At 66.8% G+C, this 25,832-nt stretch carries 25 protein-coding genes; 20 read left to right on the top strand and 5 right to left on the bottom strand.

The genetic code is table 11. The features are described from left to right. Positions 1 to 23: 23 nt before the first annotated feature. Together BOO71_RS23895 and BOO71_RS23900 are read left to right on the top strand one after the other, a co-directional pair. On the top strand, positions 24 to 512 hold the full coding sequence (locus tag BOO71_RS23895) for a ketosteroid isomerase-related protein (RefSeq protein ID WP_083653790.1): 489 nt from the start codon (positions 24 to 26) through the stop codon (positions 510 to 512). A 2-nt stretch (positions 513 to 514) separates the two neighbouring features. Then, positions 515 to 1,102: a GNAT family N-acetyltransferase gene (locus BOO71_RS23900; RefSeq protein WP_368482895.1), complete on the top strand. Its 588-nt coding sequence runs from the start codon at positions 515 to 517 to the stop codon at positions 1,100 to 1,102. 1 nt (position 1,103) lies between these two features. Here the strand turns inward: BOO71_RS23900 and BOO71_RS23905 are convergent, their stop codons facing one another. Both BOO71_RS23905 and BOO71_RS23910 read right to left on the bottom strand, forming a co-directional pair. Continuing rightward, positions 1,104 to 1,331 (bottom strand): hypothetical protein, encoded by a 228-nt coding sequence (locus BOO71_RS23905; protein ID WP_075836759.1) that lies wholly within the window; start codon positions 1,329 to 1,331, stop codon positions 1,104 to 1,106. 24 nt (positions 1,332 to 1,355) lie between these two features. Next, entirely contained in the window at positions 1,356 to 1,817 is a 462-nt protein-coding gene (locus tag BOO71_RS23910) for a GNAT family N-acetyltransferase (RefSeq protein ID WP_175607525.1), read from the bottom strand. A 127-nt stretch (positions 1,818 to 1,944) separates the two neighbouring features. Here BOO71_RS23910 and BOO71_RS23915 point away from each other — a divergent pair, with 127 nt between their 5' ends. From BOO71_RS23915 to BOO71_RS23970, 12 genes are all read left to right on the top strand, one after another. Next, positions 1,945 to 2,580 (top strand): hypothetical protein, encoded by a 636-nt coding sequence (locus BOO71_RS23915; protein WP_075836761.1) that lies wholly within the window; start codon positions 1,945 to 1,947, stop codon positions 2,578 to 2,580. Between the two features lie 71 nt (positions 2,581 to 2,651). Next, a complete protein-coding gene (locus BOO71_RS23920; RefSeq protein WP_075836762.1) occupies positions 2,652 to 4,187 on the top strand; it encodes a phytoene desaturase family protein in 1,536 nt (511 codons plus the stop codon). Positions 4,188 to 4,359: 172 nt separating this feature from the next. Continuing rightward, entirely contained in the window at positions 4,360 to 5,301 is a 942-nt protein-coding gene (locus BOO71_RS23925; protein WP_075836763.1) for a carotenoid biosynthesis protein, read from the top strand. After that, positions 5,294 to 5,950, top strand: coding sequence for a lysophospholipid acyltransferase family protein (locus BOO71_RS23930; protein WP_075836764.1), 657 nt, complete (start codon positions 5,294 to 5,296; stop codon positions 5,948 to 5,950). The genes BOO71_RS23925 and BOO71_RS23930 overlap by 8 nt, the downstream gene beginning before the upstream one ends. Then, positions 5,947 to 7,059: a glycosyltransferase gene (locus tag BOO71_RS23935; RefSeq protein ID WP_075836765.1), complete on the top strand. Its 1,113-nt coding sequence runs from the start codon at positions 5,947 to 5,949 to the stop codon at positions 7,057 to 7,059. Before BOO71_RS23930 ends, BOO71_RS23935 begins: the two co-directional genes overlap by 4 nt. Before the next feature lie 56 nt (positions 7,060 to 7,115). Then, positions 7,116 to 7,832: a hypothetical protein gene (locus BOO71_RS23940; RefSeq protein WP_083653792.1), complete on the top strand. Its 717-nt coding sequence runs from the start codon at positions 7,116 to 7,118 to the stop codon at positions 7,830 to 7,832. Positions 7,833 to 7,899: 67 nt separating this feature from the next. Next, the gene (locus tag BOO71_RS23945; protein WP_075836766.1) at positions 7,900 to 9,336 is read left to right on the top strand and encodes a phytoene desaturase family protein; all 1,437 of its coding nucleotides are present in this window, start codon (positions 7,900 to 7,902) and stop codon (positions 9,334 to 9,336) included. A gap of 314 nt (positions 9,337 to 9,650) precedes the next feature. Further along, the gene (locus BOO71_RS23950) at positions 9,651 to 10,883 is read left to right on the top strand and encodes a hypothetical protein (RefSeq protein ID WP_075836767.1); all 1,233 of its coding nucleotides are present in this window, start codon (positions 9,651 to 9,653) and stop codon (positions 10,881 to 10,883) included. A 128-nt stretch (positions 10,884 to 11,011) separates the two neighbouring features. Then, positions 11,012 to 12,157 carry a cytochrome P450 gene (locus BOO71_RS23955; RefSeq protein WP_075836768.1) on the top strand — a complete coding sequence of 382 codons (1,146 nt, stop codon included), beginning with the start codon at positions 11,012 to 11,014 and terminating at the stop codon, positions 12,155 to 12,157. Between the two features lie 90 nt (positions 12,158 to 12,247). Continuing rightward, the gene (locus BOO71_RS23960) at positions 12,248 to 12,562 is read left to right on the top strand and encodes a hypothetical protein (RefSeq protein WP_075836769.1); all 315 of its coding nucleotides are present in this window, start codon (positions 12,248 to 12,250) and stop codon (positions 12,560 to 12,562) included. Between the two features lie 263 nt (positions 12,563 to 12,825). Continuing rightward, entirely contained in the window at positions 12,826 to 13,983 is a 1,158-nt protein-coding gene (locus BOO71_RS23965) for a M28 family peptidase (protein WP_075836770.1), read from the top strand. A gap of 56 nt (positions 13,984 to 14,039) precedes the next feature. Further along, positions 14,040 to 15,104, top strand: a complete 1,065-nt coding sequence (locus BOO71_RS23970) for a DmpA family aminopeptidase (RefSeq protein ID WP_075836771.1) — start codon at positions 14,040 to 14,042, stop codon at positions 15,102 to 15,104. Between the two features lie 36 nt (positions 15,105 to 15,140). Here BOO71_RS23970 and BOO71_RS23975 read toward each other — a convergent pair whose 3' ends face one another. Beyond that, positions 15,141 to 16,169, bottom strand: a complete 1,029-nt coding sequence (locus BOO71_RS23975) for a glycosyltransferase family 2 protein (RefSeq protein ID WP_075836772.1) — start codon at positions 16,167 to 16,169, stop codon at positions 15,141 to 15,143. Positions 16,170 to 16,436: 267 nt separating this feature from the next. Here BOO71_RS23975 and BOO71_RS23980 point away from each other — a divergent pair, with 267 nt between their 5' ends. The 4 genes from BOO71_RS23980 to BOO71_RS23995 all read left to right on the top strand — a co-directional run bounded on the left by BOO71_RS23980 (position 16,437) and on the right by BOO71_RS23995 (position 20,828). Next, the gene (locus tag BOO71_RS23980; RefSeq protein WP_075836773.1) at positions 16,437 to 17,618 is read left to right on the top strand and encodes a DUF418 domain-containing protein; all 1,182 of its coding nucleotides are present in this window, start codon (positions 16,437 to 16,439) and stop codon (positions 17,616 to 17,618) included. 39 nt (positions 17,619 to 17,657) lie between these two features. Then, positions 17,658 to 18,137: a low molecular weight protein-tyrosine-phosphatase gene (locus tag BOO71_RS23985; protein ID WP_075836774.1), complete on the top strand. Its 480-nt coding sequence runs from the start codon at positions 17,658 to 17,660 to the stop codon at positions 18,135 to 18,137. A gap of 67 nt (positions 18,138 to 18,204) precedes the next feature. Next, positions 18,205 to 18,786: a Jag family protein gene (locus BOO71_RS23990; protein WP_075836775.1), complete on the top strand. Its 582-nt coding sequence runs from the start codon at positions 18,205 to 18,207 to the stop codon at positions 18,784 to 18,786. Positions 18,787 to 19,250: 464 nt separating this feature from the next. Continuing rightward, positions 19,251 to 20,828: a DEAD/DEAH box helicase gene (locus BOO71_RS23995; RefSeq protein WP_075836776.1), complete on the top strand. Its 1,578-nt coding sequence runs from the start codon at positions 19,251 to 19,253 to the stop codon at positions 20,826 to 20,828. Positions 20,829 to 21,176: 348 nt separating this feature from the next. Here BOO71_RS23995 and purN read toward each other — a convergent pair whose 3' ends face one another. Together purN and BOO71_RS24005 are read right to left on the bottom strand one after the other, a co-directional pair. Beyond that, on the bottom strand, positions 21,177 to 21,779 hold the full coding sequence (purN, locus tag BOO71_RS24000) for a phosphoribosylglycinamide formyltransferase (RefSeq protein ID WP_075836777.1): 603 nt from the start codon (positions 21,777 to 21,779) through the stop codon (positions 21,177 to 21,179). 25 nt (positions 21,780 to 21,804) lie between these two features. Next, positions 21,805 to 23,175 carry a dipeptidase gene (locus BOO71_RS24005; protein WP_075836778.1) on the bottom strand — a complete coding sequence of 457 codons (1,371 nt, stop codon included), beginning with the start codon at positions 23,173 to 23,175 and terminating at the stop codon, positions 21,805 to 21,807. 120 nt (positions 23,176 to 23,295) lie between these two features. On the opposite strand from BOO71_RS24005, the gene BOO71_RS24010 reads away from it, so the two are divergent. Then, complete coding sequence (locus BOO71_RS24010; protein WP_075836779.1) at positions 23,296 to 23,784, top strand: MarR family winged helix-turn-helix transcriptional regulator; 489 nt, start codon at positions 23,296 to 23,298, stop codon at positions 23,782 to 23,784. Next, on the top strand, positions 23,781 to 25,289 hold the full coding sequence (locus tag BOO71_RS24015) for an MFS transporter (protein WP_083653793.1): 1,509 nt from the start codon (positions 23,781 to 23,783) through the stop codon (positions 25,287 to 25,289). The genes BOO71_RS24010 and BOO71_RS24015 overlap by 4 nt, the downstream gene beginning before the upstream one ends. The last annotated feature ends 543 nt before the right edge of the window (positions 25,290 to 25,832 follow it).

Here is a 25,832-nt window from a genome sequence, read left to right on the forward strand (position 1 = left end):
CCTTCACCTTTATTCTGGCAGGCATGAATCTGTCTGGCTCCACCCCCGCCTCTGCCCCCGATCCAGCCCCCAGCACGACGGTTCCCAGTCCGACAGTTTCCAACCCGCAGGCCAGGACGCATGATCTGATCTCCCGCTATTACGCCGCATTCAATGCCAGTGATCCGGCGGGCATGCTGGAAGTGCTGAGTGACGACGTGCAGCACGACATCAATCAGGGCGGCAGCGAGCTGGGCCGGGACGCCTTCCGCGCCTTTCTGGCCCACATGGACGTCCATTACCGCGAGGAAGCCCGTAACCTGACCGTGATGGCCAGTGCCGACGGCCTGCGCGCCGCCGCCGAATTCGTGATCCACGGCGAGTACCTGAAGACCGACGAGGGCCTGCCCCCCGCGAAGGGCCAGGAGTATGCGCTGCCAGTGGGCGCGTTCTTCGAGGTTCACGGCGGCCTGATCACCCGCGTGACCAACTACTACAACCTTCAGGACTGGACCCGGCAGGTGGGCGGCTGAGCATGAACGTCACGGCGCTGAGCGGCCCGGAACTGCGCCCCTTCTTAGGCGATCTGGCACGGCTGCGGACGCAGGTTTTCCGCGCGTTTCCGTACCTGTACGGCGGCACTCCCGAATACGAGGAGGCGTACCTGCAAACCTATCTGGACGCCCGTGACGCCGTGATCATCCTGGCCCGCGACGGCGGGGAGGTCGTCGGCGCGAGTACCGCCGTGCCGCTGATCCACGAGACACCGGAGGTCCGGGCACCGTTTGAACCCCCTGAATTTGACGTGTCCGACGTTCTGTATCTGGGCGAGAGCGTGCTGCTGCCCGAGTACCGGGGGCGCGGCCTGGGTCACGCGTTTTTCGACGGGCGCGAGGCCCATGCGAGGCGACTGGGGCTGGGTATAACTGCCTTCTGCGCCGTGCAAAGGCCAGAAGACCACCCGGCCCGCCCTGCCGACTACCGCCCACTGAATGCCTTCTGGGCCGCGCGGGGCTATATCGAGCGCCCTGATCTCCAGACGGCGATGGGCTGGCAGGACGTGGGCGATACAGCAGAAACGCCCAAGCCGATGCGCTTCTGGCTCAGGCGCGATAAAGATTGAATCAGCGGGCGGCGGCCTGTTTCTCTGCGGCCAGCCGCTTCTTATTCTCGTTCCAGCCGTAGGAGCGCACGGCGTCCACGACGAACCACACCGCCAGTACCAGCGCCAGCCCGGCCCACAGCCAGCTTCCCGAACGCATGGCGAAAAAGGCTCCCACCGCGCACAACGCCCCCAGCAATACGCTGAAGATCAGGACGATGTGGGGGGGCACACGGCGGTTGCCAAACATGGGGTCAGTGTAAGGGGCGGACTCTTACGCTTCTCTGTCAGCGACTGAGTGCGAGAGCATCACGCCCTGTACCTCGTCCACCGCATACCCGCAAGCCTCGTAAAACGCCCCCGCTTCGGGGTTGTCGGACAGCACCCAGACCTCCTGTATTCCCTCGGCGCGCATCTGCGCGTGTAAAGCGTCTACCAATGCGCGGCCCACTCCCCTGCGCCGCCAGCCCGCGCGCACGCCAATTTCGTCGAACATGACGTGCCGGGCCTCATTGTGCCGCTGACGGTGGACATAGGCCATCAGAAAGCCAATCGGCTGACCGTCTGTCTCGGCGTGCCAGTGCCACACGGCGGAATCGGACAGGTAAGCGCGGGCATCTGCCGGAGCCAGCGGCGGGCTGGGGTCCTCGCCCGTGAAGTCGGTTTCATCGTGGGCGAGGAGGGCCAAGGCGTTTTCATCGCCAGGGCCGAGACGGCGAACGGTGAAAGGCGGCATGTCCCAGTTTGAGGGTGGTGTGTACAGGCGTGCATCAGCCAATTGACGCATTTCTGCCCCGCTGCCCCACCGTTTTCATGGCCCTTTTGCAAGACTGCCGAAAGAGAGGGCTTTTTAAGCTGAGCGCGTGACCTTCCCCGAAGACGCCGTCCTGCGACGCCCCGCCTCTCCGGCCAAAGCCCCCAGCCAGGCCCTTGGCTTCTTCCTGAATTTTTTCTTGCCTGGCGCTGGATTCTCCCTGATCGGGCGCTGGGGCTGGCATCTGGGCTGGTTCGGCATCCTGGCGGCGCTGAACGTCGTGGTCGCCATTCTTTCGCTGATCAGCAGTTCGCCGTTGCTCCTGCTGCTGCCCCTGATCGGCTTCATCGTCATGCACGTCCACTTCGCCCGCATCTATGACTGGCACGAGGAGCGCGGCGTCTGGCCGCCCCTGGAGCCTGTGTTGAAGGCGGTGCTGATAGCCGGCCATTTCTTCGTCGGGTTCATCCTGACCGGTATCCTGGCCGCCGTCCTGATTCCCAACCTGCTGGGCGCACGGGAGCGCGCCATGCAGGTGGGAGAGCAGGCCACTGCGCGCAACGTTTACGCGAGGGTGATGGTTCAGGACGTCGATGAAACCCTTCGCAGCGGGCCGTGTGATCTGCACGAACTCCCCGAAAGCAGCCGGGCCACCCTCGCCGCCTGCACAGTGGAGCTTCGGGACGGCGGGGAACCCGCGCTGAACCTGACCTTTGACAGCGGACGGCAGATCAGTCTGCCCTGAGCCTGAATCCGCCCCCCATCTGGCGCATCGCTTCCCGTCCGTCCCACGCTCTTCATGCCACACTTGACCGGATGCCGGATTTTGACGTGATCGTGATGGGCGCGGGCCACAACGCGCTGGTAACGGCGGCCTACGCGGCCAAGGCTGGACTCAAGGTGGGCGTGTTCGAGCGGCGGCACATCGTCGGCGGGGCGGTGAGTACCGAGGAACTGGTGCCCGGTTACCGCTTTGACTACGGCGGCAGCGCCCACATCCTGATCCGCATGACCCCGGTGGTGCGCGAGCTGGAGCTGACCCGCCACGGCCTGCATTACCTGGAAGTGGACCCGATGTTCCACGCCTACGACGGCGAAACCCCGTGGTTTATCCACCGCGACGCGGCGCGCACCGCCCGCGAACTGGAGGCCCTGTTCCCCGGCCAGGGCGAGGCGTACACCCGTTTTCTGGACGACTGGACGCCGTTTGCCCGCAGCGTGGCCGATCTGTTCAACTCCGCGCCCGGCCCGCTGGACATGGGCAAGATGATGGTCAGCAGTGGCAAGGGCCGCGACTGGATGGAGCAATTGCCGCGCATCCTCAAGCCCTACGGCGAGGTGGCGAAGGAATACTTCACCGACGAGCGCGTGCGTGCGCCGCTGACCTGGATGGCCGCCCAGAGCGGGCCGCCGCCGACGGATCCCCTGAGCGCGCCGTTTTTGCTGTGGCATCCGCTGTACCACGAGGGCGGCGTGGCCCGGCCCAAGGGCGGCAGCGGCGGGCTGACCCAGGCCCTCAAGCGCGCGATTGAGGCCGATGGCGGCGAGGTCTTCGTCAACGCGCCGGTCAAGGACATTCTGGTCAAAGATGGCAAGGCGCAGGGCATCCGGCTGGAGAACGGCGACACCTACACTGCTCGCGCTGTCGTGTCCGGGACGCATATTCTGACCACTGCCGGGGCGATGCCCGACGAATTTGTGCCTGAGTCTGCAAAAAATGTGCGCGTGGGCAACGGCTTTGGCATGGTGCTGCGACTGGCGCTGAGTGAACAGGTTAAATACCGCCACCACACCGAACCCGACAGCCGCGTGGGCCTGGGCCTGCTGATCAAGAACGAGCAGCAACTGATGACGGGTTACGGGCAATATCTGGCCGGAGAACCGACGAAAGACCCGCCCCTGATCGCCATGAGCTTTTCCGCCGTGGACGACTCGCTGGCCCCTCCCGGCGGCGAGGCGCTGTGGCTGTGGGCGCAGTATTACCCGTATGAGCTGTCTTCTGGAAGCTGGGAAACCCGCACCGCCGAGGCGCGCGAGAACATCCTGAACGCCTTTGAGCATTACGCGCCCGGCACGCGCGACACGATTGTGGGCGAGCTGGTGCAGACGCCGCAGTGGCTGGAAACCAACCTGGGCCTGCACCGGGGCAACGTGATGCACCTGGAAATGAGCTTTGACCAGATGTTCTCCTTCCGCCCGTGGATGCGCGCCAGCCAGTACAAATGGCCGGGCGTCAAGGGCATGTACCTGACTGGAGCCAGCACCCACCCCGGCGGCGGAATCATGGGGGCCAGTGGCCGCAACGCCGCGCAGGTGCTGGTCAAGGACCTGACGCGGCGGGGCTGGAAGTAATGCGCGTGGCGCGTGGTCAAAGGGTCAAAGGGTCTGAGGGTCCAGGGTTTTTAGCTCCTCCCCCCTTGTGGGGGAGGCTGGGAGGGGGGGCCACCGGGCAGGCCCCAGCCGCCAGCAAGATGCCCAGGCCCTTTCCATCAACCATCAACCATCAACTATCACCCACCCACCCATGACCCCCACCATTCTCCGCACTGGCCTTGCCTTCGCCGCGCTGGGCATTGCTTTTGCGGGTGCGCTGCTGGTCCTGACGGATCTGAGTGCAGGCTGGGCACTCATTGCCATTGGCGTGCCGCTCTCCGGCCTTCTGGCGCTGGCAGGCGACGCGCTGGGCGGCGGATTCTCCAGAACACTTCAAGACCGGACACGACAACTCATTTCCGAGACGCGCCCGTGGATGTGGCTGATTGCCCTGTACGCCCTGCTGCATGTTCCTGTGCCGCTGTGGCCGGAGGGCTTCGGCGTGCTGGGGCTGGCGAGTACGGCGGCGCTGTTTGTGGGCGCACTCCTCTACGCCGCCGAGCGCGTGGGCTGGGGCCGCTCCTGGCTGATGGCGGCGCTGGCCTGTGGCCTGGGCCTGGGCGCGGAAGTGATCGGCACCCACACTGGCTTTCCCTTCGGCATCTACTCCTATGCCACTGCCCCCGAGCCTTTAATCCTCGGCGTGCCGCTGATGGTGCCGCTGGGCTGGTTCGCCCTGACGCTGTCGGGCCTTTTGCTCTCCGGCGGGCGGGCGTGGCTGGCCGGGCTGCTGCTGGCGCTGTGGGATGTGGGTCTGGAGCCTCTGATGACCGCCCAGCACTACTGGCTCTGGAGTGACCCGAATCCGCTGTGGGCAGGCGCACCCCTTCAGAACTTTCTGGGCTGGTGGGCGGTGGCGAGTGGCATTTCATGGGTGCTGCTGAAAATCGGGCCGGGGGTCTTTTTGCCCTCCCTCCTCGTGGGTAACAGAGTTCCCCCAACCTCATTCAATTTCGCTGTGGCTTACCCGATTGAAGCCTTCTTCCTGCCTGGTGGGCTGGTCCTGGTGGGCCGCTATCTGGAGGCCGCCGTCACCCTGGGGGCGATGCTGCTGGGCCTTGCCCTGGCGCGGTTGGTGAGACGGCGTGGTTGACCTCGCCCCGTGGGCCACGCCAGTTCTCAAGCACAGCATCCAGCAAAGCCTGAGAACCGGATTGGCGGGCGTGTGGGTGCGCGGTTCCCTGCCAGCAGGCGGCGCGGTTCTGGCCCCCAACCACAATTCCTGGTGGGACGGCTACGTGCTGCGCGAACTGGCGTGGTGGGCGGGCGCGGATTTCCGGGTGCTGATGACCGCGCGGCAACTGGGGCGTTTCCCCTTCCTGCGGCGCATGGGCGCACTGGAAGCGGGCCGGGTCCGGGAGGCGGCGCGAAGTGCGCGGGAAGGCGCATGGGTGGCGGTTTTCCCGGAAGGAGCCGTGCAACCTGCTGGACCCCTGGCCGAGTTGCACCCCGGCGCGGCGTGGATTGCGCGGACAGCGGGCGTCCCCCTGATTCCCGTGGCCCTGCGCGTGGTCATGCGCGGCGGACAGTGGCCGGAGGCGTATCTGCGGATCGGGAAGGCGACAACCGATCTCTCAGCCGCACTGGCGCACGAATTGAGCCTGCTGGACGCCGAACTTGCCTCTGGTGACCCGGAGCAACCTCTGGCCGGATACCTGCGCGTCATGCGGGGGCGGGTGAGTGGAACGGAGACGGTGGACTGGCCTGCCCGCCTGCTGACGCTGATCACGGGGGACCGTTGAAGCCCCTTGCCCGTGCCTACCACACCTTCGCCTTCGCGTGGCTGGCAAGTAAAGCGGCGGTGCTGCTGATCAATGCCGTGACCTTTCCGCGCCTGCGCTCCCGCCCCACGCCGCAAACTGGCCCCCGCGTCTCCATCCTGATTCCCGCCCGCGACGAGGCGGCCAACCTGCCGCATACCCTCCCCGGCGTGCTGGCGCAGGGGGCCGACGAGGTGATCGTGCTGGACGACAGTAGCACCGATGGCACGGCAGAAATCGCGTCTGGGCTGGGCGCGCGGGTGGTGCGGGGTCAACCTCTGCCTCCCGGCTGGTTCGGCAAGCCGTGGGCCTGTCAGCAACTCTCCATCCTGGCGTCGGGCGACATCCTGATCTTCACCGATGCGGACGTGACGTGGCATGCGGGCGCGCTGGGGGCCGTGCTGCACGAGCTGGAGGCATCCGGGGCCGACTTGCTGAGCGTGCAGCCGCGTCAGTCCAACCGCACCCTGGGCGAGCGCCTGCTGACGCCGCTGGTGGACGCCGCCGTGCTGTCTTACTTTCCCTACCCGGCCATCAGGCAGCCGCAGGCCGCCGCCACCATTGCCAACGGGCAGGTGATGGCCTTTCGCCGCGTGGCGCTGGAGGGGGCCGGGGGCTACGCGCTGGTGCGCCGGGAATTGCTGGAAGACATGCAACTGGCCCGCCGGTTGAAGGCCCGTGGGGGCCGGGTGGCCTCGGCGCTGGGGCAGAACGCTATCGGCGTGCGGATGTACCGCTCGTACCCAGATTCGGTGCGCGGCTTTTCCAAGAATGTGCTGCCCATTCACCTGCACTCGCGCCCGCTGCTGCTGCTGAGCGCGGTGGCCCATCTGGCGGTGTACACGCTGCCGTGGTTGCTGCCTGTGTTGCGGCGGCCAGTGCCGGGGGCAAGGGCATTGCGCGTGCTTGGCCTGCTGGAGCGAACCGCCGTGGCCCTGATCGCGGGCCGCCGCAGCCCCGCCGATTTGCTGGAAGGGCTGCTCGGCCCGGTTACGCCGCTGCTGGCGCTCCCGGTGTACCTGCGGGCGGCGCGGCGGCGGGTGGTCTGGAAGGGCCGCGAATACCCGCAGGGTGAAGGGGGAAAGGATTAGCTTTTGATGGCCCTGCCCATCAGCTTCACCTCAGCAAACGGGCCGAGGCTGGAGGCATGAAACGCACGCTTTTACTGGCCCTCGCCCTGGCAGGCAGCGCACAGGCACAGGCTCCGGCACAGTGGACGGAATCTTCCTACGCGAATGTCGGCGGCTGGCAGCCTGTTCAATCGTGGTGCGATACGCCGGGGCGGGTGCTGGCGGTCACGGCTCCGGCCACTTCTGGCGACGCGGTGAAACTGGCGCAGTGGGTGGGCGGAAAGATCAACGTCCAGAACTGGCAACTGGGCAGTCCCGATCCCGGTGCGGGCCAGATTTACACGCCGCTGACCCCCGCCGGGCAGACGCCGAGCCAGACTCCCAGATACTTCATTCACAGCAGCAACATAGAGAACACCACCGATCCTGCTTACCGCATGACCCACATCAACGAATACGTCGTCCCGGCGGGCCGTTTCCAGTGCCGCTACATGCCGCAGGCCACCGTGCTGGCCGCCACCGCCAGACATACCGTGATCGTCTGGGAGAGCGGCGGGAAAGTCACCTACGCCAGCCGCAACCGTGACGGCACCCCTGGCATTCAGCTCACGGGCGGCACGCACACCCGCACGAACCGGGGCCACGAGCGCTACGTCTGGAACAACGCGGGGTATCAATATGTGCTGGAAGTGGGCCAGTCCGCCGGGCCGGGCGGCAGCCTCAGCGTGCTGAAGGGCGGAAAGACCCTGAGCCGCGAGGAACTGCTCGCCTATTCCATCAGCGTGCAAAAGTGACTGCTCTGCCCCGCAGTCCGCATTATCCTCTGGGGATGAATGGCAGCACCAACAGGAAAACGCGGGTTTGAAGAACGCTCCCAGGCACGTCGCGGTGATCGGTGCGGGCTTCGCGGGATTGGCGGCGGCGCTGCGGCTGGCCCAGGCCGGGGCGCAGGTGACCGTGCTGGACGCGCTGGAACGCCCCGGAGGCAAGGCGGCGCTGGGCTACGAGGATTTCTCCAGCGGCCCCACGGTGGTCACCATGCCGCAGATTTTCCGTGCGCTGCACGAACGCCTGGAACTGCCCGCCCCCGGACTGGAGGCTGCCCGCCCCACCACCACCTACCACGCGCACGCCTCTAAACCCGGTGAGGGCCGCATCTTCGCCCCCGAGGCCCTGCATGTGGCGGGCAGCCTGGAGCCGACGCTGGCGCAGCTTTCAAAGACGGAGGGCAAGCGCTACGCCACGCTGCTGGCCTCTGCCCGCCAGATGTATCTGGACGCCGCGCCCACCTTTCTGTTCGCGCCGCCGCCCACGCAGGCGCGGCTGGCCCGCTACGCCCTGACGCGGGGGCTGCGGGCCGCGCCGGGAACGACGCTGGCCCGCTACACCCGTTCGGGGCCGTTCATGTCGCCGTTCTGGCTGCGCTTCGCCACTTACCTGGGGGCGGACCCGTACCGCGCCCCCGCCGTGCTGCACAACATCGCCTGGGTGGAACTGGGTTACGGCGTGTGGCACATGCAGGGCGGGCTGCTGGCGCTGGCCGAACGGCTGCACGAGAAGGCCGCGCAACTGGGCGTCCGCTTTGAATACGGCACACGGGTGCGGCAACTCATCGTTCACGGCGGGCGCGTGCTGGGCGCGCACACGGACCGTGGGGCCTTCGCCGCCGACGCCTGGGTGAGTGCGGCGGACCGCGCCCTGACGCTGGGCTGGCTGGGCGTGCAGGAAAAACCCACCCCGCGCGGCGTCAGCGGCTTTGCCCTGCAACTGCACCTCAAAGAGGACATGGGCCGCGCCCACCACATCTTCTGGCCCGCGCAGTACGCCCGCGAGTGGCAGGACATCCGCGCCGGACGCCTGCCGCGCGATCCCACGCTGTACCTGCATCTGGACGGCGTGCGCGCCTTTCTGCTGGTCAACGCGCCCCCCAAACCGGAGCTGGAAGACGATCCACGCGCCTACGGGCTGCTGTTGCTCAGGCTTTTGCAGGAACGTTTTCCATTAAATGTGGAGGACTGGCTGCCCCTCGGTCCCGCCGATTACGCCCGCGTCTCACAGGGCGGCGCACTGTACGGACGCGCCCCGCACGGCCTGACCGGCAGCCTGCGCCCCGGCTGGACGGTTCCCCAGATTCGCAATCTGGCGCAGGTGGGCGGCACGGTGCATCCCGGCGGCGGCGTTCCCCTGAGTATGCTGAGCGGCTGGAACGGGGCGGGGCAACTGCTGGGCCTGCGCTACGACGCCCTGGGCGGCCTGGACGTGCCTGGAGTGGGGGAGACATGGCCGGACCTGACTTGAACTGTTAGAACTGCGCCCACGGGAGACGGCTCAGGGACACGCGCCCGCCGCCACTTCGCCTAACAGTTTTTGAAATTGAATCCCTATCCAGACCCCGCCCAGCGCGGGGTTTTTGCTTTGGTGGCCTGGCGCGTTCATGGGCGTTCATGGGTCGTTCGGGGTGCGTTCAGGGGGGCGCGCGCACACTGCATTCAAGACCAAAAGACCAAGCGAAGGAGGTCAGTCCAGCAGCCAGTCAGCGTAGATCAGGCCGAAGCCCACCGTGAATCCTCAAGTGAATGTTGAGAACCTTCCCGGTTCTTAAGGAGAGCGCCATGTCTTACAACAAAGTCCAGATTTTCGTTCCGCGTTCCTTCGCCTCCCTCTCCCTGGCCGCCCTGACCCTCAGCGCCTCGCTGAGTATCCCGGCCTCTGCACAGCGCGCCCTGCCCGCCTCCGCACAGCGCACCGCCCCCCTGACCGCGCCGCTGGAGACGCAGGTGCTGAATGCGCTGCCTGATCTGCCCGAAAGCCCTGTCTCCGACACCCCCGACTCGGTCCAGAAGCTCGCCCCGCCCAGCGCTGCCGATGCTGAACTGGCACGCGGCTGCGAGGGCAACCTGCTAGGGAACGGCGACATCAGCGCCTTCACGATGAATGGCAGCACAAACTTTCCTCCGTCCAGCGTTCCCGGCTGGAACCGGGTGGTCAACACGCCGCAGGTCAGCCCCACGCCCGGTTACGGCGGGACCAACGGCTGGCTGGTCGCCTGGGGCTACAAGGACGGCGGCGAGTCCTTCGCCCAGAACGTGAGTCTGGCACCCGGCAGCTACAAACTGACGCTGGCAACCCGGCAGCATAGCGGCGCAACCAACCCCACGCCCACCCAGTACCGCGTCGCGTTCCGCAGCGGCGTCACGGCCAACCCCTGGGGCGTTCCCGGCACCGTCACGCTGGACTCGGCACCCATGACCAACGCGGGCTGGGCCACGCAGACCTACACCTTCAATCTGACATCGGCCACGAACGTCATGCAGGTCAACACCTTCAACGACAAGCCCACCAGCGCCGTAACTGGACATCCCAAACTGACGTCTTGGACCGCCTACGATAGCTTCTGCCTTCAGCGGGTCAAGAAAGGCCAGCGGCGCGGCCTGACCTGGACGGTGAACGAGGTCCAGAACGGCCTCGTGAGGGTAGGACAGCACGCCACATCTGACCCCTACCTGGGCGACACCCCCGAAACGCAGACCCTGCCGATGCTGTGCATCTTCAACGCCAACCTGCCCCTGCCTCCCGGACTGGTCCCCGATTTTTACCACGGCTGGTCCAAGAGCGTGGTGCAGCTCACGACGCCCATTCTCGGTTCACTGATGACCTCGCAGGCCGCCGCCGATGCGATCTGTGCGGGCCAGTTCGGAGCAGGCTGGAAGATGGGCGAATTCCACGATGGCGGTGGCGGCTGGAGCTTCTGGGCGATGGGACCGATGTGCGACACCCTCAAGGGAACGAAGTTCTGGACCGCCATCAACGATCAGCCCGCCAACGTCTGGAACTCGGTTCCCTGAGCGCCCCATCTGTTCCCGCCGCCCCGCCAGGTGTTTCCCCTGGTGGGGCGGTTCTGTTGATGTCCACCTCCAGATTCGTCTGAATTCGCCTTGTGCCTGCCCTGGCAAGCTGGCAGGATAGCCGTTGAATGCCTGACCTCTCCGCCCTGCCCCAGCCCCCCACCCGCCCCGGCAACGGCCACCTTCAGGACTGGGCGCTGTCGCCGCTGCCCCTGATCGAGGACGGCGCACGGCGGGCACGGGCGGCGGGGACAGATTTATTTCGTTTAAGACTGGGCATCCCGTCTGTCGTCGGTTTCAGCCCGGCATGGAACAAACGACTCCTGAGCGATCTGGACACCTTCCGCAGTGCGGGCGGTTTCTCGGCAGTGGTGCCGTATCTGGCCGGCGGCGTGATCCTCACCGACGCGCCGATGCACCGCAGGCGGCGGCAGACCATCAATCCGGGATTTGGCAAGAAGCATCTGGAAACACTGCGCGGGCGCACGCAGGCGGCCCTGCCTCTCATCCCAGATGGCGAATTTGACGCGCTGGAGTGGGCCGATGGCGCGGTCTTGCGCCTGCTGAATGCGGCGTACTTTGGCGGCGAGTTCGATACCAACTTACTGCACGCTTTCCTGGCCCCGTTGCGCCGCCCCTTCCCGGTTCCGGCCCTGCCCCGCCCGCTGCTGTTCCTGCGCGTGGACGCCGAATTGCGCCGCCTCGCCACACACCGTTTAACTTCGGGTGGAGACGATCTCCTCGCGGTTCTTGCCCCCATCCCCGGCGGGCTGGAGGAAGCGCGGGTCAGCCTGGCCGCCGCGCACGACACCACCACGCACGCGCTGGCCTACGCCCTGTGGCATCTGGCAAATTATTCGCAGTGGCACGCGCCTGAACACCACGGGGCCGTGTTGAAGGAAACCCTGCGCCTGCACCCGCCCGGCTGGATGGGCAGCCGCCGCCTGAGCCGCGAGCTGGACTGGAACGGCGTGAAGCTGCCGCGTGGCACGCTGGCGCTGTATGCCCCTTACCTCTCGGCCCGCGATCCGCAGTTGTGGGACGCACCCGAGCAGTTCCGGCCCGAACGCTGGGAAGCCAAGCCGCCTGCCTGGGCGTACCTGCCCTTCGGTGGCGGCGAACGCCTGTGCCTGGGCATGCATCTGGCGCAGATGCTGATTCTGGACGTGCTGGCGGCGCTGCCTCCGCTGCGTGCGGTGCGTGGCGACGACTCGCCGGTGCCTGGGATCACGCTGGGGCCGAAGGGACCGCTGGTGGTGCGGCGAGTGTCATGATCCAGGTACTGTGATCATTCAGGTACTGTGATCAACGTTACGTAAATATCCGTCTGGCCCTGTCGGCTCATTTCCGGCTGACAATGACCCATGAAAAAAGCACTGTTGCTGTCTGCCGTCGCTGCCCTGGCCCTGTCGTCCTGCGCCCCACGCTACAACCCCAACGCGCAGAAGCCCGATGTGGACCTGTCCTGCACAGAGGTCCGCAGCGAGATCAACCGCGCCCAGTCGGCCCGCGCCGAGGCCACCAGCAACCGGGGTCTCAGCGCCCAGAACGTCGCGTGGGCCATCTTCTTTATCCCCGGCGTCGTGGCGAACGAGTACACCAACGATCAGGTGCAGAAGGCTGCCGATGACCGCATTGCCAAGCTCAACCAGCTTTACGCCGTCAAGCGTTGCAGCTAATACGGATTCCGTCTGTAACGCGGCAGGAATCGGAACAGCGCCGATCCCTCCACTCCACGCCTGGAACCCGTTCTCCTCATTCTCGCGTCCGCTCGGATTTCCATCGTTCTGCAAACGATTCAATCGGAGTCCGTATAAATCGCCAGCCGTAGCCATGAATCCGCCCCGCGCCAGTCGGCGGGGTTTTTCGTGCCCGTTCCCAGCCTCCGAAAAAGGCGGCAGAGGCCACCGTAACGCCGCCCCAGTCGTGGTCTACTCCGCCCATGAAACTCCTGCTGTGGCCCGCGCTGATGGCATTGCCCCTGTCCAGCCTCAGCCTGGGCGCGAGCATCCAGGATCACGCCCAGGCCGTCCTCAAGTTTGGCCCCCGCGTGACGGGCAGCGCCGCCAACGAGCAGGCCCGCCGCTATCTGGAAGCGCAGTTTCAGGCGCTGGGCTACCAGACGCGCCGCGAAACCTTCAGCTACCCGCGCTTCGACGATCTGGGTTCCGATGTGCGGGTGGGCGAGGGGGTTCTGAGGGGCAACGCCTTGCAGGACTCCGCCGGGGGCGAGGTCACGGCCCCTGCCGTTCGCGTGCCGGGCGTGGGCACCGCCGCCGACTTTGCCCGCGTGGATGTGCGCGGACGGGTGGCGGTGGTGTCCCGTGGGCAGGTTCCTTTTATCGACAAGGCCCGTGCAGCTCTGGCAGCGGGCGCGGTGGGTGTGGTGATCGTCAACAACAGCGCCGGGGATTTCCGGGGAACGCTGGGCGAACGGGTGGTCGTGCCCGTGCTGGGCGTGTCTCCCGCAGTGGGCGAGGCCCTGAAAGACGGCCAGCCCGTGACCCTGCGCGTCCGCATCCGCCAGGGCAATGTGGAAGCCGTCAACCTGATCGCCTTCAAAGCGGGCGTGGATAGGCCGGACGTGCTGTTCGGCGCGCATCTGGACTCGGTGGTGGGTGCGCCGGGGGCCAACGACAACCTCTCGGGCAGTCTGGCGGTGCTGGATGTGGCGCGGCGGGCCGCCAACACGCCGCTGTCGGCCCACAGTTTTTTCATGCTCTTCGATGGTGAGGAAGACGGCCTATTGGGTTCGCGCGCCTTCGTGAAGGACAACCCGGAAGTCGTGACGGGTCTGAAGGCCATGCTCAATCTGGACATGGTGGGGGTGAATGTCATGCCCCTGAGCGTCAGCGGTGAGGCCCCGCTGGTGGAAGCGGCACGGCGCGCGGGCGTGGAGGCCAGTGTGGGCACCCCTGGCAGCAGCGATCAGGTGCCGTTCCGGCAGGCGGGCGTGCCGACATTGTTCTTCCACCGGGGCCTGGACGCCAATTACCACCAGCCCGGCGACACGCTGCTGGACCCGGCCCTGGTAGAGCAGACGGCGGAGGCGGCCTTCAAAATCGCAAACGAGGTGCTGAAGATGGCTCCGCTGAAGTAGCGAAACCCTCCACGCACGCCTCTCTGAAGCCAGAGGTGTTCCTCTACACTTCCCCCATGCCCAATCCCCGCGATCTCGGCCTGCCCTTTCCTGGCAAAACTGGCCCCCTGAACGCCATCACCGACCTGCCGGGGCTGGAAGTCGGCCACGTCACGCTGATCTCGGGTGAGGGAGAGGGGGCAGTGCGGACTGGAGTCACTGCCGTCTTTCCCTGCGGCAAAAGCGGCGCGCACACGGTTCCCGCCGCGTGGTTCTCGCTGAACGGCAACGGCGAGATGACCGGCACCGCCTGGATCGACGAATCCGGCGGGCTGACGGGTCCGGTGATGCTCACCAACACCCATTCGGTGGGCGTGGTGCGCGACGCGGTGGTGGCCTGGGGCCAGGCGCGGGGCTGGGCCGAGGCGTGGAGTCTGCCCGTGGTGGCCGAGACTTACGACGGCTTTCTGAACGACATTAACGGCTTTCATGTCACGCAGCAGCACGCCTTCACGGCGCTGGATACAGCGGCGGGCGGCGCAGTGACGCAGGGCAACGTGGGCGGCGGCACCGGCATGATCGTTTCCGGTTTCAAGGGCGGGATCGGCACAGCCTCGCGGGTGCTGGACGGGGAGTTGCCCTGCACGGTGGGCGTGCTGGTGCAGGCCAACTTCGGCGCGCGTGAGGACCTGACCCTCCTGGGCGTGCCCGTGGGCCGGGAAATCCCCGATCTGCTTCCCGAACGCGAGGACACGGGCGGGCGCGACGGTTCGATCATCATCATCGTCGCCACCGACGCGCCGCTGTTGCCGCATCAGCTCCGGCGGCTGGCCCGGCGCGCCGCTCTGGGGCTGGCCCGCACCGGCAGCGTGGCGCACAATGGTTCCGGCGACATCTTCCTGGCCTTTTCCACCGCCACGCCCGAGGTTCATGGGGGGCTGGAACACTGGCGCGCACTGCCCAACGCCAGCCTCGATCCCCTGTTCAAGGCAACCGTGGAGGCCACCGAGGAAGCCATCATCAATGCCCTGTTCGCTGCCGAGACGATGACCGGGCTACGTGGGCGCACGGTCCACGCGCTGCCGCACACGCGCACGCTGGAAGCCATGCGGAAATACGGGCGGCTGGGAGACAGGGGCTAGGAGCGAAAGCCTTTGCTCCAGCGTCTTCCGCTGGAATTATTTCTGTCCAGACTGCGTGGAGGATTTCTGATCATCGCTTCCCAGGCGCACGGGCGCGCGGCGGGTGTTCAGCCAGACCCGTAGCCTGCGCCGCAGCGTTGCGGGCAGCGCCCAGTGCTTGGCGAAGGTGGCCAGTTCGCCGGGGCCGGGGCGGGTCGAGAGCAGCGCCCGGCCCAGGATCGGCAGGCCGTGGTAGTCGCCGCGCTGAACGGCGCGCGGCACCAGTTGCGCCAGCAGGAATCCGGCAAAGGCCCGGTCCGAGAGCCGCCCGGCCTCGCGGTGTTCCTGCGCCCAGTTCAGCATGGGGTGCCAGATCGAGTCCCCGCTGCCAGTGGGCCGGTCCTCGCCGACGTGGTAGATAGCCAGGGCGTCGGCATCCTGCGGTGACAGTTGCTCGAAACCCACGCCCTCGATTTCCTCGGCGCGCAGCATCCAGTCCACGTCCTCGCTGTTTCGCAGTTCGGTGCGGAAGGGCAGCTTCAGTGCCAGGGATTGGGGCACCATCAGCAGCGTGCAGACCAGCGTACACAGCTTGCCCGTCACCGAGCCGCGCACCAGCATGTAATCGCCCAGGGTCTCGTTCTCCGTCTTCTGGCGCGGCGGGCAGAGCGTGTCCCCGTAGGGCGTGCGCGTGATGTAGCCGCTCAGGACCACGGGCAGCGGGTGGGCCGAGCGCTGCGCCAGTTCCATCTGCCGGGCCAACTTCTCGGGCCGCCAGATGTCGTCGTCGTCCAGAAAGGCCACCCACTCGCCGCGCGCGTGCTGCACGCCGTAATTGCGCGCCGCAGACGGCCCCTGGTTGCTGGGCAGCGTCAGCGGGCGCAGGCGGGCGTCGTCCACCCCGGCCAGCGCCGCCGCCGTCAGGGGGTCCGGGCCGTCCATGACCACCAGCACTTCCAGATGGGGATAGTGCTGCGCCAGCGCGCTCGCCAGCCCCCGTTCCAGCAGCAGATCAGGGCGCTTGAACGTCGGGATGACGACGCTGATCAGCGGCTGGGACGGAGTCGGCGGTGAACTGTCGGGCATGAAGACCTCTGAAAAATGGGAGGGGACGATTCGATGCTAAAAGTCGGTAAAACCCACGCGGGGCACCCCACATGAGGGGCATGGACCCTGAATATTCAATTTCAAGTTGAGCATATCTCTGCCAGGGGCGGGAGCAATGGCACTTCCCGATCTTTCATGTTCGGGTGCGGACGGGGGCCATGTGCGGCACTTTTTCCGGTTGCCCGCTGCCCCGTGAATGTCTGGTCCATCATGGTCCCCGCCACCCGGCGCGCTAGCCTGCCTGCCATGACCGCCCCGCTGCCGCTGCCGCCGGACGCCGCGCCACCCATTCAAAATGAACGCGGCCAGAATGAACTCGGCCAGATCGAACGCGGCCCCGTTAAAACGCGCGCCCCGCTGCCGGACGTGCTGCGGGGGCTGGCGCTGCTGGGTATCCTGCTGGTCAACGCCCAGGATTTCGCGGGCTTTCGGGAGTGGACCCAGACTGGGCCTGACCGCGCCGTGCAGGTGCTGACCGACGTGTTCGCCAATGGGCGGTTTATCAGCATCTTTGCCATGCTGTTCGGCTGGGGTGCGGCGGGGCTGCTGCAAAAGCAGGGGCTGGGCGTGTTCCTGCGCCGTCATCTGGTGCTGCTGGCGGTAGGCACGCTGCATTTCGTGCTGGTGTGGCACGGCGACATCATCTCGCTGTACGCGGTGCTGGCCTTTGCGTTGCTGGCGACGGCCCGGCTGACGGTGCGCGGGTTGCTGACGCTGGCGGCGGTGTTGGGCGTGTGGTGGCTGGGCCTGGGGCTGCTGGAAGGCTTCGCCGCGTTGGCGCAGGGCCTGGGGGCGGGCAGATTCACGGGCCTGCCCGCCCTGCTGGCCGGGCAATCCTACCCGGAGGTGGTTTCCGGGCGTGCTGCCGAGTTCCTGGGCGATCTGATCGGGGGCAGCCTGTACAACGGCGCGTGGCTGCTGGCGCTGTTCTGCGTAGGCGCGGCGGCGGGGCGCGCGGGCGTGCTGCTGCGCCCCCACGAACACCCCCGGCTGCTGCGCGGGCTGGCGCTGTGGGGGCTGCTGATCGGTCTGCCGCTGGGCGCGTTGCTGGCTTGGCTGAACACAAAAGGGGATTACGCCAGCGGCCTGCTCGCCATTCCCGTCCGCATGGGCGGTGGGCTGGCCTCGGCGCTGGGCTACGTGGGCCTCATCGGCCTGCTGACCGTGCATGATCGCCTGGGGCCGTTGCGGGTGTTCGCGGCGGGCGGGCGCGTCGCCATGAGCAATTACATCTCCCAGAGCCTGATCATGACCGCCGTCTTCTATCCCTATGCAGGCGCGCAGTTCGGGCGGTGGGGCGCGGCGGGGGCGGTGGGGCTGGCGCTGACGGTGGGCCTGATCCAGTTGCCGATCAGCGCGTGGTGGCTGCGGCGTTTCGGGACGGGGCCGCTGGAATGGCTGGTGCGGCGGGTGGTGTACTGGAAATAACGCGCGCTCAGACCGCTTGCCCATGCCACAATCGCCCATATGACCTCCCCCGATCAACCCCTGCGCGTGCTGGCGCTGTGTCTGGGCAACATCTGCCGCAGCCCGCTGGCCGAGGCGTTGCTGCGCCGCGAACTGGAGGCCGCCGGGGTGCGGGCCACGGTGGACAGCGCCGGAACCGGAGACTGGCATGTGGGCCGCCCCGCTGATCCGCGCAGCATCGAGGTGGCCCGCGCGCACGGACTGAACCTGAATGGCCGCGCCCGTCAACTGACCCCGCAGGATTTTAAAGATTTTGACGTGATCGTGGCGATGGACGCCCAGAACCTGAGCGACGCCCGCCAACTGGCCCCGGCAGATGCGCGGGCACAACTCCACCTGATGCGCGAGTGGGATTCGCAGGCTCCCGGCGCGGACGTGCCTGATCCGTATTACGGCGGCCCAGACGGCTTCGAGACTGTCTACGCCATGCTGGAGCGCAGCGCGCGGGCCTTCGCGGCAGAGCGGAAACAGGCGCAGTGAAGCCTTCCGGGGCCGTGTGGGCCGTCCTGTGGGAAACCGGTGAGAGGGGCAGGGTAGACTGCGGGGCATGGACAACCGCACGAATCTCGACGATTACCTCGCGGAGCTGGGCATCAGCGAGGCGGACGAGAGCGTCACGCCGCCGCCCATGCCCGATGCCTCCGATTCCGCGCCCGTACAGGAGGCCGCCGACACGGACGCCAGAGGGACGCTGGAACGCTTTCTGCGCGGCCTGATCGCCCGCATCGATCCCGAGCTGAGCGTGACCGTGCGTGAGGTCGATGACGCCCTTGAAGCCGAGATCAGCGGTGAGAACGCGGCCCGACTGGCCGGGCGCGACGGGCGCACGCTGGGGGCCATCGAGGTCATCGCCTACACGGTGCTGTCCAAGCAGGAGGGCCGGGGAGACACCCGCGTGCGCGTGGACATTGGGGGCTTTCGCAAACGGCAGGCCGATACTCTGTCCAAGCTGGCCGAGCGCCTCGCCATCGGCGTCGCCAAGAGCGGCGAACCCCACGAATTGCAGCCCATGCCCGCCGCCGAACGCCGCGTGATCCACATTGCCCTCAAGGAACACCCCGACGTGATGAGCGAGAGCGTGGGCGAGGGCGCGTCCCGCCGACTGGTGATCAAGCCCCGGCACGGCTAGCAGGGGCAGCGGGAAGCCGATCTTCTGGGCAGGCGAGACCAGTCCGCCCCATTCCTGTTTCGCAGCTTTGCAAGGCCGTCCCTGCGGGCATCTCTCCCTGAAAGAAAGGGCGAGTGCTGGCAGGGATGGTCTGCTGCGTCCTCTGGCCCCCTTCTGGGAAAGCTGGCGGCCAGATTGATTGTCGGTTTCTCTGGCGATCCGTCCCCACCTCCGTGACACCGATTTCGCGGCCACTCGTGAGCTGGGTTCGTGTTCTCCTCACGCCAATGCGGCATAGTGGGGGTGAACGCGGGCGGCCCGGAGCCATTCAAAGCCCCCGCAGGTGCCTCTGCCCCAGGTGCCCGGACTGTTTGCCGTGACCCGGTTTCCCGCAGTCTGACGCGGCCCTTCAGCTTTATCTCTCTGACGTTTCTCTTCAGCCGACTTCCGGCGCGCTCCCTTGTGGACGCATCCATAGGACACCCATGACCCGAACCCGCACAGTAGACCGTCCCCGCCCGCAAAACGACGCCCAGACCCAGAGCAATCAGCCTCAGCAGAATCAGAACCAGCCACAAGCCGCCGTACAGACCGCCGACTGGCGCAAGATGCTGAGCCATGACACGCCCACCCCTGTGCAGGCCGGGGCCATTCCCGCCCTGCTGAGCGGGCGCGACGTGATCACCACCGCGCGCACCGGCAGCGGCAAGACGCTGGCCTTCCTGATCCCCGCCGCTGCGCGGGGCATCGGCATGAACCCGGTGCGTGGCATGCGCCCGGAAGTGCTGGTGGTCACGCCCACGCGCGAACTGGCCGTGCAGATCCGCGACGTGGCGCGCGAACTGGGCATGACCGCCGGGCGCATCACCGGGGGCATCACGCCGGGGCAGACCCGCAGCGAGGCGACGGGCAAGGGCCTGATTTCCGGCACGCCGGGCCGCTTGAAAGACCTGATCAGCCGCCGCGAACTGAACCTTGCTGGCCTGCGTTACGTGGTGCTGGACGAGGCCGATGAACTGCTTTCGCTGGGCTTTCTGAAGGACGTGGGTGAGATCCTGCGTTCGGCGCAGACCCAGAGTCAGGCGCAGACTGGGCAGAAGATCCAGATTGCGATGGCCTCGGCCACCTTCCCCGCCGAGATCCGGGGCGTGGCGCAGCAGTTCATGGTCAACCCGGAGCGCATCGACATCGCCCCCGCTGCCCGCGCCGAGAACACCAACCAGGACGACATTCTGGGCGGCGCGACGGGGGCCACCCATCTGCTGGTCCACACCACCCGCGACGACGTGATGGACGTGGCCGCCGAGCAGGCCCGTGAAGCGCTGCGGGAGCCGGGCGGCTGCGTGGTGATCTTCAGCCGCACCAAGTCCCTGGTCAAACGCCGTGCTGAGCGTCTGGAGCAGATGATGCCCGGCGAGATCGTCAGCCCGCTGCAAGGCAACATGGACCAGAAGAAGCGCGAACGCACGATGGACCTGCTGCGTGTGGGCAAATCCCGTGTGCTGGTGGCCACCGACATCGCCGGGCGCGGTATCGATCTGCCCGAGGTGCGTCTGGTCATCCACATGGACGTGGCGCAGACCGCCGAGGACCACGTTCACCGTTCGGGCCGAACGGCCCGCGCGGGCCGTCCCGGCGTGAACCTGGTGCTGCTGATTCCCGAACAGCGCGGCCTGTGGCAGACCGTGCGCCGCAACCTGCCGCCCGCGCTGCACCCGCCGTTGACCAATCAGGAATCTCAGGTGGACCGCAATATTCAGGAGAAGCAGGGACGCGGCTCCGGCAACGGCCTGATGCCCGGTGAGAGCGGCGGCGGACGTGGCCGAAGCCAGGGCCAGGGCGGCGGTCAGGGTCGGGGCGGACAGGGCGGCGGCCAGCCTCGCGGTCAGTCCCAGTCCCAGGCGCGTGGGCAGAGCGGCCATTCGGACCGGGGCCAGAGCAGTGGCGGACGTGCCGCGCAGGCTTCGGGGCAGCGGCGCTCGGAATCTGGCGGGGCGGGTACAGGTGCGGGCCGTGTGGGGCCGCAGCCTGCGCGTGGCCGGGGTGGACGCGGGCGGAGCTAAGCAGCAAAGCTAAGAAGAGAAGGACGGGCGCGAGGGTTGGCCCGTCCTTCTTTTTTGGCTGTGGCCTGTTGGATGACCTTCTGGATCGCGGCGGGTGTTGGTCCGTAGCGTCGTTCGGGCAGCCCCACCCCCCAGCCCCCTACCCCAGAGGGGCAGGGGGAGCTAACGTTGCACTGGGCACGAGTTCTCGGATGTGGGTGGCGGGAATGGACGGCGATATCCGGGTCTGATGCCCTGCTCCGTCACGCTGCGTGCGGCCCGTGCGCTACGCGCCCGACGGCCTTCAGTTGCTGTTTCGGTGGCGTTTCCGTAGAGCCAGTGGTCTGCTTGAATCGGAGTTGGCTGGCTCTACGTTCTGGCTTCTTTCGGCTTCAGCTCGGCCACCAGTTCCTGCACGGCCCGCAGCATCAGCTCGCTTTCGATGGCCTGCACGCGGGCCTTTAACTTTTCCAGGGTATCGCCGGGACGCACTGGGACTTCCTGCTGCGCCAGACGCGGTCCCTCATCAATGCCCGCCGTGACCAGATGCACCGTTGCGCCGGACCGGGTGTCGCCCGCTTCCAGCACCGCGCGGTGAACGCGGTCCCCGTACATGCCGCGCCCGCCGTGGCTGGGCAGCAGGCTGGGATGAATGTTCAGCACCCGCCCGGCGTAAGCGTTCAGCACGCGCGGCCCCAGCTCCCGCATGTAGCCGCTGAGGATCAGCAGGTCGGCGTCGGCTTCCCGCAGAACCTGAAGGATGGCGGCGTCCAGTTCATCCGGGTCCGGGTACCTGGCGCTGCTCAGGTGGCTCGTCTGCAACCCTTCCTCCCGCGCCCATTCCAGCGCGGGGGAGCGGCTGTTGTTGCTGATTAAAGCGACGGGCGTGGCGTCCAGTTCTCCAGCGCGGCACGCTGTCGTCAGGTGCCGCGCCGCGCTGCCGCCGTGGGAGGCGAGAAAGGCGAGATTCATGGGCAACCTGCTTCCCGCCTTCCGCTCACTTTCCCAGTTCCTGAATCAGATAGGCGCTGGTCAGAATCCCGTTGTGGTAGTCCTGCACGGCAAAACTCTCGTTGGGGCTGTGGGGGGCGTCCTCGTTCAGGCCCATGTCCACGAACAGCACCGGGCTTTTCAGAATCTCGGCGAAGTAGGCCACGATGGGAATGCTGCCCCCGGTGCGCGCGAAGACGGCGGGCTTGCCGTACACGCGCTGGAGGGCGCGGTCTGCCGCCTTCACGTAGTCGCTGGAAGTGTCGAACTTGATCGGCTGGCCGCCGTGGTGATCGATGACCTTGACCGTCACGCCTTCCGGGGCAATCGTCGGCACGTAATCCTGAATCAGTTTGGTAATTCGCACGGGGTCCTGGCCGGGAACCAGACGCATGGACACCTTCGCCCCGGCCTTCGCCGCGATCACCGTCTTGCTGCCCTCGCCCTGATAGCCGCCCCAGATGCCGTTCACGTCCAGCGTCGGGCGGCCCCACAGGCGTTCCAGCACGCTGTAGCCTTCCTCGCCGGGCAGGGCGGACACGCCGATGCTGTTGGCAAATTCGCCGTCGTTCTGCGGCAGAGAGGCCCACATCCCGCGCTCCTCGTCGGTCAGCGGCTCGATGTTGTCGTAAAAACCGGGAATAGTCACACGGCCCTTGTCATCTTTGAGTTTGGCGATGATCTCGCACAGAGCGTTGATCGGGTTGGGGGCGGCCCCACCGTAGCTGCCGCTGTGCAGATCGCGGTTTGCGCCCTGAACGTGGATTTCCACGTAGCTCAGGCCGCGCACGCCGTAGGTGATGGTGGGCACGTCGGCGGCGAAGCGGCTGCCGTCGCTGATCACGATCACGTCGCTTTTCAGCTCGTCCGCGTGCGCTTTCAGGTACGGCACGATGCTGGGGCTGCCGATCTCTTCCTCGCCCTCGATGAAGAACTTGACGTTGATGGGCAACTCGCCCTGAGACAGCAGCAGTTCCACGCCACGGATGTGGGCGTACATCTGGCCCTTGTCGTCGGTGCTGCCGCGTGCGTAGATGCGGCCATTCCGCACGGTGGGTTCAAAGGGAGGCGTGACCCATTCCTCCAGCGGCGCTTCGGGCTGCACGTCGTAGTGGCCGTACAGCAGCACGGTAGGCTCGCCGGGCGCTTTCAGGTGTTCGGCGTACACGGCGGGATGCCCGCCCGTCTCGTCCACCCGCGCCGTGAAGCCCAGCGATTCCAGCTTGGTGCGCAGGAATTCTGCCGTCTTCGTCATGTCCGCCTTGTGGCTGGGATCGGCGCTGACGCTGGGAATCCTGAGCAGCTCGAACAGTTCGGCGTTGGCGTCGTCGCGGTTCAGGGCGCTGCTGAGGTCCGTCTGGGGGTCAGATTGGGTCATGGGGCCGATGATAGAGGGTGAGGGCGGGTTGCCGGGAAGCGGCGGATGAACACCGCCCACCTGTCCCTGCCTGCGGAACAGATAGTTTAAGCCTATATCTTTGAAGCCTATAGTTTATCCATGAACGCCCAACTCTCCCCCCGCCCGCCCGAGGTCCAGTTGTGGGTCACGCTGGACCGGGTCTACACCATTCTCAGCCGCAACGTGACCGGCAAGGTGGCCGCGCTGGGCCTGACCGCCCCGCAGTACCGGGTGCTGCGCCAGCTTCGGCTGGCCGGGGACGCGACGCCGCCCAGCGCCAGCGAACTGGCCGAGCGGCTGGGCGTCACCCCCGGCAACCTGACCGGCATTCTGGACCGCCTGGAAGCCGATGGGCTGCTGGCCCGCGAGCGGAGCGGCCCGGACCGCCGAAGCCTGCGCGTGCGGATGACCCCGGACGGCGCGGCGCGCATGGAACACGCCGTGCCGGAACTGCGCGCCTACCTGCGCGGCGTATTCGCCCCCTTTGACGCGGCGGAACTGGGCCAGATGCAGGAGTTGCTCGAACGCCTGGAACTTCACCTCGAATCTCCAGGCGAACTTCTTCAGTCCGGGGAGGCCAGCGCATGAGCCAGCCCAAGATCCAGTCCAACGAGAAATCCCAGGCCACCCCGGCTGGACGCCGCACCCTGCATGACCGCTTCCCCTACAAGTGGCTGGCCCTGAGCGTCACCAGCCTGGGCGCACTGATGGCGTCCATGAACTCCGGCACGCTGATCATCGCGCTGCCCACCCTGCTGCGCGACCTGCACACCACGCTGCTGAGCCTGATCTGGATTCTGCTGGCCTACAACGTCACCCAGACGGTGTTCGTGCTGAACGTGGGCCGACTGTCGGACATGGTGGGGCGCAAGAAACTGTTCGTGCTGGGCTTCGCGGTCTTCACGCTGACCTCGCTGCTGGCAGGCTTCACCTCCAACGTGCCGCTGCTGATCGCCCTGCGCGCCGTCCAGGGCATCGGCGGGGCCTTTCTGATCGCCAATTCCAGCGCCATCGTCACCGACGCCTTTCCACGTCAGGAACTGGGCTTTGCCATCGGTACCAACCAGATGATGGTGGCGCTGGGCGCGATCCTGGGACCGATTGTGGGTGGGGCGCTGACCGCGCTGGGCTGGCAGTGGGTCTTCTGGTTCAACGTGCCGCTGGGCATCATCGGGACGCTGTGGGCCGCCTCGATGCTGCGTGATCTGGCCGTCAAGCAGGACCGCAAGGACCGCTTCGACGTGTGGGGCAACCTGACCTACGCCATCGGGTTTGCGCTGCTGATGATCGGGCTGTCGGTGGGCGGCATCGAGTCGTGGAGTGGGGTGACGCCGTACCTGCTGGCCGGGCTGGCGGCGCTGGCGCTGTTCGTGGTCATCGAGTGCAAAGTCAGGGCACCGATGCTGGACCTGCGGCTATTCCAGGATGTGGCCTTTACCCTGAACAACGCCACGGTTTTCCTGAACGCGGTGGCCCGCATGGCGCTCACCTTTCTGTTCGTGTTCTATTTCCAGGGGGCCAAGGGCATCGACGCCGTGCTGGCGGGCGTGATGCTCGGCCCGGTGGCGCTGGGCCTGCTGGTGGCCTCGCCCATCGCCGGGCGGCTCTCGGACCGCATGGACCCGCGTATCCTGATCCGCTGGGGCACGGTGCTGGGCACGCTGGCGCTGGCGGGCCTGGCCGGGGTCCTGGGCCTGAATACCCCGTACTGGCTGATCGCGGCCCTGATGTTGCTGGCGGGCGTGGGCAACGGCCTGTTCAATTCGCCCAATTCCAGCCTGATCATGGGGAGCGTGGCCCCGGACCAGCGGGGCGTGGCTTCCGGCATCCGCAGCCTGCTGATGAACGTGGGCGGCGTGATCGCCATCATCTTTACCCTCAGCATCGTGGTCAGCGAGGTGCCCCGCAACGTGATGCTGCAAGTGTTCAGCGGCCTGAGCAGCAACCTGCCCGCCGCCACCCTGACACCGTTTATCGACGGCCTGCGGCTGGCCTTCTGGATTCTGGCGGCCCTCAGCGCCCTGAGTGCGGTTCTGGCTTTCCTGCTGCCCTCGGCCCAGCGCAACGTAACGCCCGCGCCCGCGACGGATTGAGGACTGGAGGCTTGCTGGCGCTGTCCCTTCGCCTGCTAAAGTCTGAACAGGCCGGGGCTTCAGCCGCGATTTGCTGGAGCGGAACAACACCCGCTCAGGGCCGCTGAATCCAGAATTTACAGCGGCCCCAGGCGGGCAGAACCTTCGCGTGTCCATCCCCGTGATCAATGGTTCGAACAGTTTTGACCAGCTCTAAATCGCCATAACCCCTGAATCTAGCGGTCGGTAGAAGGCTGGAATCATAACCGACATGCCTGACATGAGGGGCGTCCGGGGCGTATCCCCGGACGTATGCAATCACCCTCACTCGACAGTTTCCGCTGCCTTAACCCCGCCTGTCCAGCCGCTGGACAGTCAGGTCTCGGGAATATTCGTCACCGCAAGTGGTACAACACGCGCTCGGGGCCACGCCGGTTGCTCCGCTGCTCGACCTGCACCCGGGAATTTAGTGAACTCAAAGGCACTGCCCTGTGGAACGTGAAACTCCCCTGGGAGCGGGTGGAGAGCATCGTGGAGCACGTGACGCGCGGGAACAGCTTCAAG

Source organism: Deinococcus marmoris (assembly GCF_001949125.1).
In the GTDB taxonomy this organism is placed as follows: domain Bacteria; phylum Deinococcota; class Deinococci; order Deinococcales; family Deinococcaceae; genus Deinococcus; species Deinococcus marmoris_A.

Bases quoted from the DNA above. Each gene is read 5' to 3' on its own strand.
- BOO71_RS23895 (WP_083653790.1), top strand. From the start codon at position 24: ATGAATCTGTCTGGCTCCACCCCCGCCTCTGCCCCCGATCCAGCCCCC.
- BOO71_RS23900 (WP_368482895.1), top strand. From the start codon at position 515: ATGAACGTCACGGCGCTGAGCGGCCCGGAACTGCGCCCCTTCTTAGGC.
- BOO71_RS23905 (WP_075836759.1), bottom strand. From the start codon at position 1,331: ATGTTTGGCAACCGCCGTGTGCCCCCCCACATCGTCCTGATCTTCAGC.
- BOO71_RS23910 (WP_175607525.1), bottom strand. From the start codon at position 1,817: ATGCCGCCTTTCACCGTTCGCCGTCTCGGCCCTGGCGATGAAAACGCC.
- BOO71_RS23920 (WP_075836762.1), top strand. From the start codon at position 2,652: ATGCCGGATTTTGACGTGATCGTGATGGGCGCGGGCCACAACGCGCTG.
- BOO71_RS23925 (WP_075836763.1), top strand. From the start codon at position 4,360: ATGACCCCCACCATTCTCCGCACTGGCCTTGCCTTCGCCGCGCTGGGC.
- BOO71_RS23940 (WP_083653792.1), top strand. From the start codon at position 7,116: ATGAAACGCACGCTTTTACTGGCCCTCGCCCTGGCAGGCAGCGCACAG.
- BOO71_RS23950 (WP_075836767.1), top strand. From the start codon at position 9,651: ATGTCTTACAACAAAGTCCAGATTTTCGTTCCGCGTTCCTTCGCCTCC.
- BOO71_RS23955 (WP_075836768.1), top strand. From the start codon at position 11,012: ATGCCTGACCTCTCCGCCCTGCCCCAGCCCCCCACCCGCCCCGGCAAC.
- BOO71_RS23960 (WP_075836769.1), top strand. From the start codon at position 12,248: ATGAAAAAAGCACTGTTGCTGTCTGCCGTCGCTGCCCTGGCCCTGTCG.
- BOO71_RS23965 (WP_075836770.1), top strand. From the start codon at position 12,826: ATGAAACTCCTGCTGTGGCCCGCGCTGATGGCATTGCCCCTGTCCAGC.
- BOO71_RS23970 (WP_075836771.1), top strand. From the start codon at position 14,040: ATGCCCAATCCCCGCGATCTCGGCCTGCCCTTTCCTGGCAAAACTGGC.
- BOO71_RS23975 (WP_075836772.1), bottom strand. From the start codon at position 16,169: ATGCCCGACAGTTCACCGCCGACTCCGTCCCAGCCGCTGATCAGCGTC.
- BOO71_RS23980 (WP_075836773.1), top strand. From the start codon at position 16,437: ATGACCGCCCCGCTGCCGCTGCCGCCGGACGCCGCGCCACCCATTCAA.
- BOO71_RS23985 (WP_075836774.1), top strand. From the start codon at position 17,658: ATGACCTCCCCCGATCAACCCCTGCGCGTGCTGGCGCTGTGTCTGGGC.
- BOO71_RS23990 (WP_075836775.1), top strand. From the start codon at position 18,205: ATGGACAACCGCACGAATCTCGACGATTACCTCGCGGAGCTGGGCATC.
- BOO71_RS23995 (WP_075836776.1), top strand. From the start codon at position 19,251: ATGACCCGAACCCGCACAGTAGACCGTCCCCGCCCGCAAAACGACGCC.
- purN (WP_075836777.1), bottom strand. From the start codon at position 21,779: ATGAATCTCGCCTTTCTCGCCTCCCACGGCGGCAGCGCGGCGCGGCAC.
- BOO71_RS24005 (WP_075836778.1), bottom strand. From the start codon at position 23,175: ATGACCCAATCTGACCCCCAGACGGACCTCAGCAGCGCCCTGAACCGC.
- BOO71_RS24010 (WP_075836779.1), top strand. From the start codon at position 23,296: ATGAACGCCCAACTCTCCCCCCGCCCGCCCGAGGTCCAGTTGTGGGTC.
- BOO71_RS24015 (WP_083653793.1), top strand. From the start codon at position 23,781: ATGAGCCAGCCCAAGATCCAGTCCAACGAGAAATCCCAGGCCACCCCG.